Here is a 13,567-nt window from a genome sequence, read left to right on the forward strand (position 1 = left end):
CTGGCGGGTGGTGGTGGGCAGGATCGCGTCATGTCCGACAAGGCGGATAACATCGACCTGAATGATTGGAAGTATTACAGCGGTGTTTCCACAGCGTCAACGACTTCCGGAAACTATCGACCGCTGCCCGGCAGCGTCCCAGCCCTGCCGTGCACGTGCGGCGTCACCGTCGCCGATGAACCCACCGCCGTCGGCGACACCGCCGACGGCCGGCCGGCAACAGCTACCGGAACTCTCCGGAAGTCCCACCGGCCCACGCAGCGACCGACCCGCGCACCCACCGACCCGCGCAGCGACCGACCACGCACCCACCGACCCGCGCACCCACCGGCCCACGCACCGACCGGCGGACCGAACTGCGGACGGGTCAGTGGCCGGGCCAGCCGCCGGGTGCGTCATCGCCGGAGGCCGCCCACTGGCTGCGGTACACCGTGCCGGCGGGTGGCTGACCAGAACCGCCCCGGCGGTCCTCGGCACCGGTGCCGAACACCGGTTCGACATCCGAGCCGAGGTCCAGGCCGAGGTCGTACCCGGTGGCGGGTTGGACCCCGGCGTCGACGGCGGCGTCGTCGCCCCGGCGGGCACGGCGGATCCGGGAGACCACGAACCACCCGGCGGCACCCACGCAGGTGACGATGACAATCTTCTGGAAGACACCGGCGTACGTCTCCACCAGGTGCCAGTTCTCACCGAGGAAGTAGCCGGCGAGCACGAAGAGGGTGTTCCAGATCAGGCTGCCGGCCGTGGTGTAGAGCAGGAAGGTGCCCACCGGCATCCGTTCCACCCCGGCCGGGATGGAGATGAGGCTACGGAAGATGGGGATCATCCGGCCGAAGAAGACGGCCTTCTTTCCGTGCTTGATGAACCACGCCTCGGTCCGGTCCACATCGGAGAGTTTGATCAGGGGCAGCTTCTCGGCGATGGCCCGCATCCGGTCCCGGCCGAGCAGCGCGCCGATGTAGTACAGCGCGAGCGCGCCCACCACCGCGCCCAGCGTCGTCCAGGCGATCGCCCCGAAGAGGCTCATCCTGCCCTGGCTTGCGGTGAACCCGGCCAGCGGCAGGATGATCTCGCTCGGGATCGGCGGGAAGAGGTTCTCCAGCGCCACGGCCAGGCCGGCGCCCGGCCCGCCCAGGGTCTCCATCAGACCGACGACGTACCCGGTGATCCCACCCGACGGCGGTGCACTGCCACCGTCGGCCGCCCACGACTGCCACCCACTGATCATGAGACAACCGTATGGCTTCGAGACCCAGCACAGAAATCCACCCGGCTACCGTACGGCCCCGCGCCGCCGCGTGCCGAGGGCGGAGCGGGCCGTCGTCGGCGGCGGGGCGCTAGTCGTCGTCCTCGTCGTCGCGCAGGTCACCGTAGGCGTCCGCCAGGTCACGCAACCGTTCGGCCGTGGCCGCACCGATCTGCTGACGCTCGGCGGCCCGATCGATGCGTTCGGTGAGGTCCTCGACGCGCTTCTCCACGTCCTTGGGCCGGCTGCCGATCAGCCGGCCGGCGCGGTCCCGCAACTCGTCGGCGGTGCGGCGGTCGATGTCGCCACTGAGCTGCGCGCGCAGCAGCACCGCGACGAACTCGGCGGCCACCCCGGCGGCGGTGCGCGGAATGCCGAACGCGTCGGCGGAGGGTGCCGACCTGGACGGTGCCGGAGCCGAGGTCGCCGGGCCTGCCGGGGTCGACGGACGGGACGCCGGAGCCGGCGCCGACGGGGCGGTGCTGGGGGTCCCGGCGACCGAACGGTCCCGCTCCCCGCCCAGCCCGAACGCCCCCACGAAACCGGCCAGCACCAGCAGGGCCACCGCCGCGAGCACACCTACCAGCCGTAGCCCCGACCGGGGACGACCCGGGACACCGGCCGGGGCGGGCCGGGCGGACGGACGGGCGACCCGCTCGACCAGGGTCGGCGGTTGGCTGGCCGCCGTCGCCGGAACGACCGCGGTGGGCGCGTCGGTCGGGCCGGCGGCACCGAGCCGGGCGGCCACCCGCGCGGCACTCGGCCGGCGGGCCGGCTCCTCGGCCAGGCAGGCCATCACCAGCGCCGCCAGCTCGGTGGGCAGACCGGGGACCGCCGGCGGTGGCACCGGCGTACGCCGGGCGTGCGCCTCGATCGCGTCGGTGAAGCTGCGCACCGGCAGCGGGGTGCGGCCGGTGAGGGTGCGGTAGAGCAGCGCGCCGAGGGCGTACACGTCGCTGGCCGGGTCGGCCGGCCCCGGGGTCAGCCGCTCCGGCGCGGTGTACGCGGGGGTGCCCATGAACAGCTCACCGGAGGCGCTGGCGAGCGGATGCGGCCCGGCGAGGGCGGCGATGCCGAAGTCGAGGACCTTCGCCCCGGTCTCGGTGAGCATCACGTTGCCGGGTTTGATGTCGCGGTGCACCACCCCGACCCGGTGCGCGACGGCCAGGGCGGCGGCCACCTGACCGGCCAGCCGGGCCGCCTGCGGCCAGGGCAGTGGCCCGGTGGCGAGCCGGTCGGCGAGGTTGACCCCCTCGACGAGCTCCATCACCAGGTACGGCACGACGACGCCGCCGGCCAGCGTCGCCTCGCCGTAGTCGTACACCTGGGTGATGTGGGGGTGGGTGAGCCGGGCGGCGGTGCGGGCCTCGCGCCCGATGGTGGCCCGCAGCTGGGGGTCGACGGCGAACTGCGCCACCAGGGCCTTGACCGCGACGGGCCGGTGCAGCACCTCGTCGTCGGCCCGCCACACCTCGGACATCCCGCCCAGGCCGATACGTTCGGCCAGGACGTACCGGCCGTGCAGGCGCAGCGCGGGGGTGAACGGCGACATGATGTTCCAGTCTGCCTGGTCCGGCCCATCGCCCACCAGTGACCGACAGGTCAGCGGTAGAGCTCGTCCCGGATCCGGGTGAGGATCTCCGGCGTACGCTCCGGCGGCTCGGCCTCGACGCAGAGCCGTTCCATGGCCACCGCGTAGTAGTCCAGGTCCTCGCGCTTGTCCAGGTAGAGCGCGCTGGTCAACTGCTCGATGTAGACGATGTCCGGCAGGTCCTGGTCGCCGAAGCGCAGGATGGTGAACGCCCCGCCGGCGGCGGCGTGTCCACCGGCGTCGAAGGGGATGACCTGCAGTCGGATGTGCGCCGCCCGGGTGGCCTCGATCAGCGCGGTCAGCTGACCCCGCATCACCTCCGGCCCGCCGATGGGCCGGCGCAGCACCGCCTCGTCCACCACCGCCCACAGCTGCGGCGGCCGGGGGCGGCGGAGCAGCTGCTGGCGTTCCATCCGCAGGTCGACCCGGCGGTCCAGCTCGTCGGTGGCGGCCCGGCGGTGGCCGAGCAGCACCACCGCGCGGGCGTACTCCCGGGTCTGCAGCAGGCCGGGGACGAACTGCACCTCGTAGCTGCGAATCAGCGCGGCGGCTGCCTCCAGCCCGAGGTAGGACTGGAACCAGGTGGGCAGCACGTCGCCGTAGCGGTGCCACCAGCCAGGGTTGTTGGCGTCGCGGGCGAGCTTCAGCAGCGCCTCACGCTCCTGCTGGTCGGTGACGCCGTAGAGGGTGAGCAGGTCGGCCACGTCGCGTTCCTTGAAGCCGACCCGCCCCAGCTCCATCCGACTGATTTTGGACTCCGACGCGCGGATCTCCCAGCCGGCACCCTCCCGGGTGACCCCCCGTCCCTCGCGCAGCCGACGCAACTGGGCACCGAGCAGCATGCGTAGCACGGTGGGGCCGGTCGCCGGACCGCCCTCGACTGGAACCATCGTCACGTGCCGCCCCTCCGCCTGCCACCGCCGGTCGGGCCTGGGCCCGACCGACGTGTAAGCATGCCATGGACCGACGGTGAGGAGAACTCCCTGGGTGCCCGTGTTCTGCACGCCGGGTGAGCCGGGCGCTCAGCCGATCAGGTGGTCGAAATCCCCGTCCCGGGCGCCCAACACGAACGCGGTGATCTCGTCCACGGTGTAGATCAACGCGGGTCCCTCGGGGTGTCGGGAGTTACGCAGCGCGATGCCGGTGCCGCCGGGCAGCTCGGCGAGTTCGACACAGTTGCCGCTCGGGTTGCTGCGCCGGCTCTTCTGCCAGCTCAACGGTGGGAGCTGACTGGTGGGAACGCCGTTCGGTGGTGGCTGCATGAGGCGTCTTTCTTTCCAGAGCCTGCCGGTGCCGTGGGGAGGAGCGGAGTCGGCGAGGAAGCGTTTGAACCCGGACTCAAATGCACGTGCATCTGCTATTGCATCTGCATTGGACAGGGAGCATGATAGCCGAACGTGGGTGTAGGTGTCCGTTCACTCAGAGTGACCCCTGGACCGGTATTGACCAGGGAAAACAAGGCCCGGCCCGGTGCGTCGACCGCCGCCCGCCGAGGCCTGAGGGAGCTGCGGCGAAGGGAGGTCCCGTGCCGGATCCGTTGACCGTCGCATCCGGCGTTTCCGCCGCCGGGGCCCTGCTCTCGGCCTGGCAACTGCGTCGCCGTGCGGTCCGCGCCGAGTCGGAGATCGCCCTCCTGCAGGCCGAACTTGCCGCCGAACGCCACGCGGCCAGCCACGACCCGCTCACCGGGCTGCCCAACCGGCGGGCGTTCTACCGGCTGGCCGCGACGCTGCTCACCGACGCCGCCGGCACACCGCTGATCGCGGTGGTCCTCGACCTCGACGACTTCAAGCAGGTGAACGACCGGTACGGACACGCCGCCGGTGACCACGTGCTGATCAACGTCGCGCAACGGCTGGCCGCCTTCGCCGGGGAGAACCTGGTGGCCCGGCTCGGTGGTGACGAGTTCGCCGGGCTGCTGGTCGGCCCCACGGTGGACCGGCGGTGGCTCGACCACGCCAGCCGACGGCTCTGCGAGGCGATGGCCGCGCCGATCCAGCTCGGCACGCTGAGCCTACGGGTCACCGCGTCGGTCGGCCTGGCCCCGGTGACCGGGGCGGCGCAGCTATCCGAGGCGCTCTGTCGCGCCGACGCCGAGATGTACCGGGCCAAGAGCCTCAGCGGCACCCGGTCGGCCCGGCAGCTCGCCGACTACTGACCGGTCCCGGCCACCACGGCGGTGGTCACTGCCAGCCGTACCCGGCGCGCAGCGCCTGACCCACCCGGTCGAACCGGGCCCGGTCGAGCACCGCGCCCTCCCGCCGGATGCCGTCCTCGCGCATGGTCAGGACCCGGTCGAGGCGTACCCAGCTCGGGCGGTTGTCGCGGTCCCACTCCCCCGGGCCCAGCGCGAGCCAGTGCCGCTGGCCGTCGCGGTCCTGGCTGGAGAGCATCAACCCGAAGAGGGTACGGCTCTGCCGGCCCACCACCAGCACCGGACGGTCCTTGCCCTGCCGGGGGTCGTCCTCGTACGCCACCCAGGTCCACACCACCTCGCCGGGGTCGGCGTGCCCGTCCAACTCCGGTGCGTAGGTGAGCTGCCGGCGTTGCAGGGCCGACACCTGCCGGGGCCGGGCCACCCGGGCCGGAGTCGGCACACCCCGCTGCGCCGGCACGGCCCCACCTCGGGCCACCCGGCTGATCGTCGCCGCCACGTTCCTCAACAGACCTGCCACGACCCGGCAGCCTAGCCGGTGGCCAGGACGTCCAGCAGGAGGGCCGCGGTCCAGCCGAACCGCGGCGAACCGAGACCGGCCCCGGTGTCCGGGTGGAAGTACTCGTGGCAGCCGGCGGTGGCCACCAGAGCGGTCATCGACGCGGCCAGCCCGGCGGCCAGCTCGGGCCGGCCGTGGGTGCGCAGCCCCTGCCAGAGCAGCCACCCGAGGTTGAGCCAGCTCGGCCCGCGCCAGTACCGCAGCGGTTCGAAGTCCGGCGCGGTCCGGTCGTGGCTGGGCAACGGCCGGTCCATCCGGGCGGCCAGCCCGAAGCGTGGTGAGCGGGCCTCGGTCAGGACCGCCTCGACCTGACCGGCGGGCAGGTCCGGCAGGAGCAGCGGGACCAGGCCGAGCGCGGTGCGCGCCGGGACCAGCCGGCCGGTGCGCAGGTCACGCGGGTGGAAGGTGCCGGTGACCGGGTCGTAGAGCCGCTCGACCAGGACGGCGGTGATCCGCCCGGCCCGCTCGCGGTGCCCACCCGGGTCGACGCCGACCACGGTGGCGATCTCGGCCAGAGCGTGCTCGGCGGCCCCCAGCGCCGTGTTGACCAGGGGACACTCGACCAGGAAGGGATGCCGTCCGACGAGGCCCTCGTCGCGGTAACGCCCGGCACGGTAGGACTCCACCAGGGCCACGTACCGCGCGTAGTCGAGGTCCGTCGGGCGGTGCGCGGCGTCGGCGTGCGCGGTGTCGTGCCGCCGGTACGCCCGCAGCACCGCGGCGTCGGCCGGTACCGCCGCCAGCGGCTCGTCCCAGGCCGGGCTGTTGTCCAGCCCGGACTCCCACGGGTGCACGATGGCGGCCAGCCCGGCACCGCCGACGTCGCGTGCCACGGTCAGGTAGCGCTGCTGGGCCACCAGCCGCGGGTAGAGCCACCGCAACGCCGACCGGGCGGTTGCCGACGGCGCCCGCCGGTAGGCCAGCCACGCGGCCAGCGCGTGCACCGGCGGCTGGACCAGGCCGGAGGTGGCCACCGCCGGAGCCCCGTCGGCCACCGCCGAGTCCCAGAAGTCCGGCCCGGGAAAGTACGACCCGACCCGGGCGGCGGGGTTGAACACGATGTGCGGCACCCGCCCGTCGGCCCACTGCGCGGCGAACAGAGTACGCAGCTCCCGCCAGGCGCGGTCGGGACGCAGGTGGGCCCAGCCCAGGGCGATGAACGCCGAGTCCCAGCTCCACTGGTGCGGGTAGAGGGTGCGCGAGGGCACGGTGTGGTCGTGTTCCCAGTTGCCCTCCAGGGTGGCCACGGCCAGCGCCCGCAGCTCGGCGGCACCCGTCGGCGGCGTACCGCCCGGATCGATCCCCGCCATGGTGGACGGCCCGGTCACGCGGCGGCCCGCCGGGGCTCGGCGTTGTGCAGCACGGTGGCCGCCTGGTGCAGGGCCCGGACCGGGTCGCCGCGCAGCCGGCACTCCAGCGCCAGCCAACCCGGGTAGCCGAGCTCGTCGAGGGTACGCAGCAGCGCCCGCCAGTCCAGGTGACCGGCGCCGGGCTGGTACCGGTTGGAGTCGCTGACCTGCACGTGGCCCAGGTACGGCGCGGCGGCCCGCAGCGCCGCCGGGACGTCGTCCTCCTCGATGTTCATGTGGAAGGTGTCCGCCACGACCCGTACCGAGGGCAACCCGACGGCCGCGCAGAGCGCCACCGCGTCCGCCAACCGGTTGACCATGTGGTCCTCGTACCGGTTGAGGGGTTCGAGAAAGAGGGTGACCCCCTCGGCGCGGGCGTGCTCGCCGAGCGCGCCCAGGGCGTCGACGAGCACCTGCCGGTCGCCGGCGGGTGAGCGGGGCGGCTCGAACGGCGGCAGCCGGCGGGAGAACATCCCCCAGGCCGCCGGGGTGCACACCCCGGCCCCGCCCAGCTCGGCGAGCACCGACAGCTGGGACCGGAGGTTGACCAGCGCGTCGTGGGAGCGCGCGGGGTCGAAGTCACCGATGAAGTGGTCCATCTCGACGCAGACGGTCGGCATGACCACCCCGTTGGCGGCCGCCCGGCGTAGCTCGGGTCGACGGCGGGCGAAGTGCAGGTCACCCCGTCCCCGCAACTCGATGCCCTGGTAGCCCAGGGCGGTGGCGAGGGCGAACTTGTGCTCCAGGGTGTCGCCGGGCAGCAGCTGCTCCTGGCAGGCGAGAGAGAGTGTCATCGGAACTCCAGCACGACTTGGCGGACGTCACCGGCACCGTGGTCGAGCAACGCCAGCGCGTCGGCCACGGCGCGGGCGTCGACGACGTGGCTCACCAGGGGCAGCGGGTCGACGCTGCCGGTGGCCACCAGGTCCATGAAGGTGTGTGCGATGCGGGCGCCGGTCCAGCGGCCGGCCAGCGCGGGCACCGGGGTCGGCCCGGAGACCTGGGCGGCCACCAGGTGGATCCGGTTGTGGTGGAACTCCTCACCGAGGCCGAGGCCGGCGGCCTGACCCTGGTAGAAACCGGCCGCCACCACCCGGCCCCCTTGGGTGGTGGACCGGATCGCCTCGTGCAACGCCGGGTACGCCCCGGACAGCTCCAGGCAGACGTCGGCGCCCCGGCCGTCGGTCACCCGGTGCAGCACGGTGGCGGCGGACTCGCTGTCGGCGGCCACCACCAGACCGGCGCCGTAGCCGGTGGCGACGTCGAGCCGGCTGGCGAACCGGTCGACGGCCACCACCCGGGCCCCGGAGAGCACCGCGAGCCGGGTGGCCAACAGCCCGATGACGCCCTGGCCGAACACCCCCACCCAGTCCCCCAGGTGCAGGTCACCGGAGAGCACCGCGGTCAGCGCGATGGCGCCGGGGCGGGCGAAGACCCCGGCCAGCGGGTCGAGCCCGGCGGCCAGCGGGGTGACCGCCTCGGCCGGCAGCACCGCCTCGGCGCGGTGCCCCCAGATGCCCCAGACGATCTGCCCCGGATGCCGGTCGGTGACCTCCGGGGCCACCTCGACCAGCTCGCCGACCTCCTCGTAGCCGAAGCCGACCAGCGGGTACGGCACGACATCACGGGGCCGGGGCACGAACATCCGGCTGACGTCGTCCCAGGCCTTGCTCAGCCGGGGGTTGCTGCCCCGGTAGAGGGTGAGTTCGGTGCCGGCGGAGATCCCGGAGTAGCGGGTGCGGACCCGGACCTGCCCGGGGCCGAGCGGTTCCGTCGGACAGGGCTCGAGGCTGACGCGTCGGGGCCCGGCCAGTGAAACGACGTAATTGCCCATGAGTCACATCCCGGAAGTACCGGACTCCATCGTAGAACAAAAAATCGCCATATGTCTTGTCATTGATCAATGCGGAGCGTTGAATCCGACATGTGCCCCTTGAGAGGAGTGCCGCCGATGTCATCCCCTCCGAAGCGGACGCTCACCGCCGCCCTGATCATGGCAGTGACCGCCGGCACTCTGCTGGCCTGCGGTGACGATGCGCCGAAAAGCGACAGTCACCAGATCACCGTCTGGAGCCTGGAGGACGTGGCCGACCGGGTCACCGCCACCAGGGCGATCATCGCCGACTTCACCGCCCGCACCGGGATCAAGGTCAACCTGGTGACCGTCAACGAGGACCGGTTCCCCGCCCTGATCGCCACCAGCGCCGCCGCCGGTGACCTGCCCGACGTGGTCGGCTCGGTCTCCCTCGCCGGGGTACGCACCCTGGCCAGCAACGAGCTGCTGCACCCCGAGGCCAACGGTCGGATAGTCGACACCCTGGGCCGGGCCACCTTCTCCCCCCGCGCGTTGGAGCTGACCAGCGACGACGGCCGGCAGCTCGCGGTGCCCAGCGACGGCTGGGGGCAGCTGCTGGTCTACCGCAAGGACCTCTTCGACGCCGCCGGACTGCCGGCCCCCGACACGTACGAGCGGATCGCCGCCGCCGCGGCCCGGCTGAACACCGGCGGCGTCGCCGGCATCACCGCGGCCACCGCACCCGGCGACACGTTCACCCAGCAGACCTTCGAGCACCTGGCACTTGCCAACAACTGCCAGCTCACCGACGACTCCGGGGCGGTCCGGCTGGACTCCCCCGAGTGCGTCGAGGCGTTCGGCTTCTACGGCCAGCTGATGCGCACCGCGTCGGTGCCCGGCGCCCAGGACGTCGACACCACCCGGGCCACCTACTTCGCCGGCCGGGCAGCCATGCTGCTCTGGTCACCGTTCGTCCTGGACGAGCTGGCCGGGTTGCGCGCCGACGCCCGGCCGACCTGCCCGCAGTGCCAGGCCGACCCGACCTGGCTGGCCCGCAACAGCGGCTTCGTCACCGCGATCAAGGGCCCCGCCGGCACCGCGCCGGCCCAGTACGGCGAGATCAGCTCCTGGGCGGTGCTCGACGGCGCGGTCACCGAACCGGCCCGGTCCTTCGTGGAGCACCTGCTCGGCGAGGCGTACCCGCGCTGGATCGGGATGTCGCCGGAGGGACGGGTGCCGGTGCGCACCGGCACCGCGCAGGAACCACAGAAGTTCCTCGACGCCTGGAACACCAGCCCCGCCGGGGTGGACACCCGCCGGCCGCTGGTCGACGTCTACGGCGAGCAGGTGCTGGCCGAGCTGCGCCGCAGCCCGGACACGTTCAGCCGGTGGGGGCTGACCCAGGGCCAGGGCGACCTGGTCGGGGCGATCCTCGGTGAGCTGCCGGTGCCGAAGGCGCTCGCCGAGGTGATCGGCGGACGCACCGATCCGGCGGCGGCGGCCCGTCGGGCCACCCGGGACGTCGAGGCGATCACGGCGGGCGTCAAGTGACCACCACCGCGCCGCCGGAGCCACGACAGCGGCCCCACGCCGGCCGCCGACCGCTGACCCTGCGTCGCCGGGAGTCGCGGGCCGGGCTGGCGCTGGTCGCGCCCACCCTGCTCGTCGTGGTCGCGGTGGTCGGCATCCCGATCGGCTGGACCGTGGTCCTGGCCTTCCAGCGGGTACGCCTGGCCACGCTGCGCAGGACCGGGCTCTTCGGCGAGTTCACCCTGGACAACTTCACCCGGGTGCTGAACACTCCGGGCTTCGCCGACACCCTCTGGACCACCCTGCTCTACAGCCTCGGCGCCACCGGCGGTTCGATCCTGATCGGGCTGGTGGCGGCGCTGGTGGTCCGTCGGCCGTTCCGGGGTCGTACCCTGGTCCGGGCCTCGATGCTGCTGCCGTACGTGGCCCCGGTGGTGGCGGTGGCCTTCGTCTGGCAGGTGCTGCTGGACCCGCAGCTCGGCCTGGTCAACGACTGGGGGCAGCGGTTCCTCGGCTGGGACGCCGCGATCCCGTTCCTCACCCAGGACTCCACCGCGCTGGCCACCGTGATCGCCTTCGAGGCCTGGCGCTACTTCCCGTTCGCGTTCCTGTTCCTGCTGGCCCGGCTCCAGGCGATCCCCGGTGAGTTGGAGGAGGCGGCCCGGGTCGACGGGGCCACCCCCACCCAGCGCTTCCGGCACATCCTGCTGCCCCAACTGCTGCCGGTGATCGCCCTGCTCGGCGTCCTGCGGTTCATCATGACCTTCAACAAGTTCGACGACGTCTACCTGCTCACCGGCGGGGCCGCCGGCACCGAGGTGGTCAGCATCCGGGTCTACGAGTTCCTCACCGCGCGTACCGACGTCGGCGCGGCGGCCGCCCAGGCGGTCGTCCTGGCCGTGGTGCTCTTCGTCTTCGTCGGCGTCTACCTGCGGTTCTTCGCCGGACGGAGGGAGTCGTGATGGACCGCGACCGGATCGAGACGGTCAGCCTGCGGTGGCTGCGCCGGCTGGTGATCGCCGGGTTCCTGCTGATCACCGTGCTGCCGTTCTGGTACATGCTGGTGCTCTCGGTGCGCCCCATCGAGCGGCTGCTGCTGGCGCCGGGCACCCTGCTGGTGCCGCTGCGGGAGCTGACCTTCGACACGTACACCGAGGTGTTGCGGTCGGTGGCCGGCGGCGGCCAGGGCTTCCTGACCTTCATGGGCAACAGCGCGGTGGTCGCGCTGGCCGCCACCGCGCTGACCCTGCTGGTGGCCATCCCCGGCGCGTACGCGGTCTCCCGGCTGCGGTTCTTCGGCCGGCGGCAGATCGACGTGCTGTTCCTGGCGGTCTACCTGTTCCCGTCGATCGTCATCGCCATCCCGCTCTTCGTGGTCTTCACCCGGGCCGGGCTGCGCGGCTCCCTGCTCGGCCTGGTGCTTGTCTACATCTCGCAGACCCTGCCGGTGTCGGTGTACATGCTGAAGAACTACTTCGAGACGATCCCGGTCAGCCTGGAGGAGTCGGCGGCGATCGACGGCGCGAGCCGGCTGGGCATCATCCGCCGGGTCAGCCTCCCACTGGCCGCCCCCTCGATCATGGCGGTCGCCCTCTACGACTTCATGATCGCCTGGAACGAGTACCTCTTCGCCCTGCTCTTCCTGGTGGACCGCCCGGACCGGTGGACGGTCTCGCTCGGGCTGTCGCTGCTCTCCGACGGTGTGGAGGTGCCCAAGACGGTGCTGATGGCCGGCTCGGTGGTGCTCACCCTGCCCATCGTGATCCTCTTCTTCGCCAGTGAACGGCTGCTCACCGAGGGCCTGACCAGCGGCGCGGAGAAGGGCTGACGGCCGGCACCGGCGCGTGGGCGGCCCCGACCAGCTTCCGGCACCGCGCCGGTCACCGCAGCGGCTCCCACCAGGTGCGGTTGTCCCGGTACCAGCGCACCGTCTCGGCCAGCCCGGCGGTGAAGTCGACCCGGGGCCGCCAACCCAGCTCGGTGCCGATCTTCGTGCTGTCCAGCGCGTACCGGCGGTCGTGGCCCTTGCGGTCGGGCACCGCCTCGACCCGGTCCCACCCGGCGTCGCAGGCGGCCAACAGCAGCCCGGTCAGCTCCCGGTTGGTCAACTCGGTACCGCCGCCGACGTGGTAGACCTCGCCGGGCCGACCGCCGGCCAGCACCGCCGCGACACCGGCACAGTGGTCGTCGACGTGCAGCCACTCCCGGACGTTGCCGCCGTCGCCGTAGAGCGGCACCGGCCGGCCGTCGAGCAGGTTCGTCACGAACCGTGGGATCAGCTTCTCCGGATGCTGGTACGGCCCGTAGTTGTTCGAACAGCGGGTCACCAGCACCGGCAGGTCGTGGGTACGGTGGTAGGCCAACGCCAGCAGGTCCGAGCCGGCCTTCGACGCCGAGTACGGCGACCGGGGATCGACCGGGGACCGCTCGTCCCAGGACCCGACGGCGATCGAGCCGTACACCTCGTCGGTGGAGACGTGCAGGAACCGGGTCACCTGGTGCCGGTACGCCGCGTCGAGCAGCACCTGGGTGCCGAGCACGTTGGTCCGGGTCACCACCGCGCTCTCCCGGATCGACCGGTCGACGTGGCTCTCCGCCGCGAAGTGCACCACCGCGTCGTGGCCCGCCAGCACCTGCTCCACCCGTGCCACGTCGGCGACGTCGCCGGTGACGAAGCGGACGTCCAGCCCGGCGAGGTTGGCCCGGTTGCCGGCGTAGGTGAGCTTGTCCAGCACCGTGACGTCGGAGACGGTCAGGCCCGGGTAGCCCCGGGTCAGCAGGGTACGCACGAAGTGCGACCCGATGAACCCGGCTCCCCCGGTGACCAGAACCCGCACCTTGCGGACTCTAGACGAGTCGCCCCGCCCCCGCGTCCACGCCAGCCGGACCGCGCTGGACCGGTCAGGCCGGGCCGGTCAGGCCGGGCCGGTCAGGCCGGGCCGGTCAGGCCGGGCCGGAGGGGCCCCTTCTTCCACATCACCCGAGTCTGGTGCAGACGCCTCACAGGCACGGAACCAGAACAAGTCACCTCAATCCTCTTATTTCCCCCACCCAGCCCACCACCTCACGCCCCCATCGCCGCCCAAAGCGGGCTCCGTAGTGAATCTTGGACACTTACCGTCCAAATAGAACGGTAAGTGTCCAAGATTCACCCGCCGATCGGATACGGAGAGAGCGAGGCGAGCCGCGGAGGAGAGCGGGAGCGTGGTGAACGGGAAACCGAACCGCCCTGCACCCACCTGTCCCGTCGGGCCTGCCGGGCGCCACCAACAGGCCGGCTGGACGGCGGCCCGGTCCAGCCGGTCCAGGTCCTCGTGTCTGCGGGGCGTCACCAGCAGGCCG

13 protein-coding genes are annotated in these 13,567 nt (G+C 72.6%); 4 read left to right on the forward strand and 9 right to left on the reverse strand.

What is annotated here, in order from left to right:
- Positions 1-367: 367 nt before the first annotated feature.
- The 4 genes from ACN28G_RS13390 to ACN28G_RS13405 all read right to left on the reverse strand — a co-directional run bounded on the left by ACN28G_RS13390 (position 368) and on the right by ACN28G_RS13405 (position 4,099).
- Positions 368-1,228 carry a DedA family protein gene (locus ACN28G_RS13390; RefSeq protein WP_421479251.1) on the reverse strand — a complete coding sequence of 287 codons (861 nt, stop codon included), beginning with the start codon at positions 1,226-1,228 and terminating at the stop codon, positions 368-370.
- A 109-nt stretch (positions 1,229-1,337) separates the two neighbouring features.
- Positions 1,338-2,798, reverse strand: coding sequence for a serine/threonine-protein kinase (locus tag ACN28G_RS13395; RefSeq protein ID WP_091439456.1), 1,461 nt, complete (start codon positions 2,796-2,798; stop codon positions 1,338-1,340).
- Positions 2,799-2,848: 50 nt separating this feature from the next.
- Complete coding sequence (locus tag ACN28G_RS13400) at positions 2,849-3,727, reverse strand: helix-turn-helix domain-containing protein (protein ID WP_373868413.1); 879 nt, start codon at positions 3,725-3,727, stop codon at positions 2,849-2,851.
- Positions 3,728-3,859: 132 nt separating this feature from the next.
- A complete protein-coding gene (locus ACN28G_RS13405) occupies positions 3,860-4,099 on the reverse strand; it encodes a DUF397 domain-containing protein (protein ID WP_091439461.1) in 240 nt (79 codons plus the stop codon).
- 263 nt (positions 4,100-4,362) lie between these two features.
- On the opposite strand from ACN28G_RS13405, the gene ACN28G_RS13410 reads away from it, so the two are divergent.
- Positions 4,363-4,995 (forward strand): GGDEF domain-containing protein, encoded by a 633-nt coding sequence (locus ACN28G_RS13410; protein ID WP_091439462.1) that lies wholly within the window; start codon positions 4,363-4,365, stop codon positions 4,993-4,995.
- A gap of 25 nt (positions 4,996-5,020) precedes the next feature.
- Here the strand turns inward: ACN28G_RS13410 and ACN28G_RS13415 are convergent, their stop codons facing one another.
- From ACN28G_RS13415 to ACN28G_RS13430, 4 genes are read right to left on the reverse strand one after another with little or no spacing between them, the layout of a single operon-like run.
- Positions 5,021-5,512, reverse strand: a complete 492-nt coding sequence (locus tag ACN28G_RS13415; RefSeq protein ID WP_091439465.1) for a type II toxin-antitoxin system PemK/MazF family toxin — start codon at positions 5,510-5,512, stop codon at positions 5,021-5,023.
- An 11-nt stretch (positions 5,513-5,523) separates the two neighbouring features.
- Positions 5,524-6,861: an MGH1-like glycoside hydrolase domain-containing protein gene (locus tag ACN28G_RS13420; protein WP_421480900.1), complete on the reverse strand. Its 1,338-nt coding sequence runs from the start codon at positions 6,859-6,861 to the stop codon at positions 5,524-5,526.
- Positions 6,862-6,875: 14 nt separating this feature from the next.
- Positions 6,876-7,694, reverse strand: coding sequence for a sugar phosphate isomerase/epimerase family protein (locus tag ACN28G_RS13425; RefSeq protein WP_091439468.1), 819 nt, complete (start codon positions 7,692-7,694; stop codon positions 6,876-6,878).
- Positions 7,691-8,734 carry a zinc-dependent alcohol dehydrogenase gene (locus ACN28G_RS13430; RefSeq protein ID WP_421479252.1) on the reverse strand — a complete coding sequence of 348 codons (1,044 nt, stop codon included), beginning with the start codon at positions 8,732-8,734 and terminating at the stop codon, positions 7,691-7,693. The genes ACN28G_RS13425 and ACN28G_RS13430 overlap by 4 nt, the downstream gene beginning before the upstream one ends.
- A 117-nt stretch (positions 8,735-8,851) precedes the next feature.
- Between ACN28G_RS13430 and ACN28G_RS13435 the strand changes: the two genes are divergently transcribed.
- From ACN28G_RS13435 to ACN28G_RS13445, 3 genes are read left to right on the forward strand one after another with little or no spacing between them, the layout of a single operon-like run.
- A complete protein-coding gene (locus ACN28G_RS13435) occupies positions 8,852-10,246 on the forward strand; it encodes an ABC transporter substrate-binding protein (protein ID WP_091439481.1) in 1,395 nt (464 codons plus the stop codon).
- Entirely contained in the window at positions 10,243-11,187 is a 945-nt protein-coding gene (locus ACN28G_RS13440) for a carbohydrate ABC transporter permease (RefSeq protein WP_421479253.1), read from the forward strand. Before ACN28G_RS13435 ends, ACN28G_RS13440 begins: the two co-directional genes overlap by 4 nt.
- Positions 11,187-12,053, forward strand: coding sequence for a carbohydrate ABC transporter permease (locus tag ACN28G_RS13445; protein ID WP_421479254.1), 867 nt, complete (start codon positions 11,187-11,189; stop codon positions 12,051-12,053). The genes ACN28G_RS13440 and ACN28G_RS13445 overlap by 1 nt, the downstream gene beginning before the upstream one ends.
- Positions 12,054-12,105: 52 nt before the next feature.
- Here ACN28G_RS13445 and rfbB read toward each other — a convergent pair whose 3' ends face one another.
- Positions 12,106-13,062, reverse strand: a complete 957-nt coding sequence (rfbB, locus tag ACN28G_RS13450; protein WP_421479255.1) for a dTDP-glucose 4,6-dehydratase — start codon at positions 13,060-13,062, stop codon at positions 12,106-12,108.
- Positions 13,063-13,567 lie beyond the last annotated feature (505 nt).

The sequence above is a fragment of the Micromonospora sp. WMMA1923 genome, assembly GCF_049179195.1.
In the GTDB taxonomy this organism is placed as follows: domain Bacteria; phylum Actinomycetota; class Actinomycetes; order Mycobacteriales; family Micromonosporaceae; genus Micromonospora; species Micromonospora yangpuensis.

What these genes read in the sequence shown, in the direction of transcription:
- ACN28G_RS13405 (WP_091439461.1), bottom strand. Translation starts at nt 4,099, where the DNA reads ATGCAGCCACCACCGAACGGCGTTCCCACCAGTCAGCTCCCACCGTTG.
- ACN28G_RS13435 (WP_091439481.1), top strand. Translation starts at nt 8,852, where the DNA reads ATGTCATCCCCTCCGAAGCGGACGCTCACCGCCGCCCTGATCATGGCA.
- ACN28G_RS13390 (WP_421479251.1), bottom strand. Translation starts at nt 1,228, where the DNA reads ATGATCAGTGGGTGGCAGTCGTGGGCGGCCGACGGTGGCAGTGCACCG.
- ACN28G_RS13420 (WP_421480900.1), bottom strand. Translation starts at nt 6,861, where the DNA reads ATGGCGGGGATCGATCCGGGCGGTACGCCGCCGACGGGTGCCGCCGAG.
- ACN28G_RS13445 (WP_421479254.1), top strand. Translation starts at nt 11,187, where the DNA reads ATGGACCGCGACCGGATCGAGACGGTCAGCCTGCGGTGGCTGCGCCGG.
- ACN28G_RS13425 (WP_091439468.1), bottom strand. Translation starts at nt 7,694, where the DNA reads ATGACACTCTCTCTCGCCTGCCAGGAGCAGCTGCTGCCCGGCGACACC.
- ACN28G_RS13430 (WP_421479252.1), bottom strand. Translation starts at nt 8,734, where the DNA reads ATGGGCAATTACGTCGTTTCACTGGCCGGGCCCCGACGCGTCAGCCTC.
- ACN28G_RS13400 (WP_373868413.1), bottom strand. Translation starts at nt 3,727, where the DNA reads ATGGTTCCAGTCGAGGGCGGTCCGGCGACCGGCCCCACCGTGCTACGC.
- ACN28G_RS13395 (WP_091439456.1), bottom strand. Translation starts at nt 2,798, where the DNA reads ATGTCGCCGTTCACCCCCGCGCTGCGCCTGCACGGCCGGTACGTCCTG.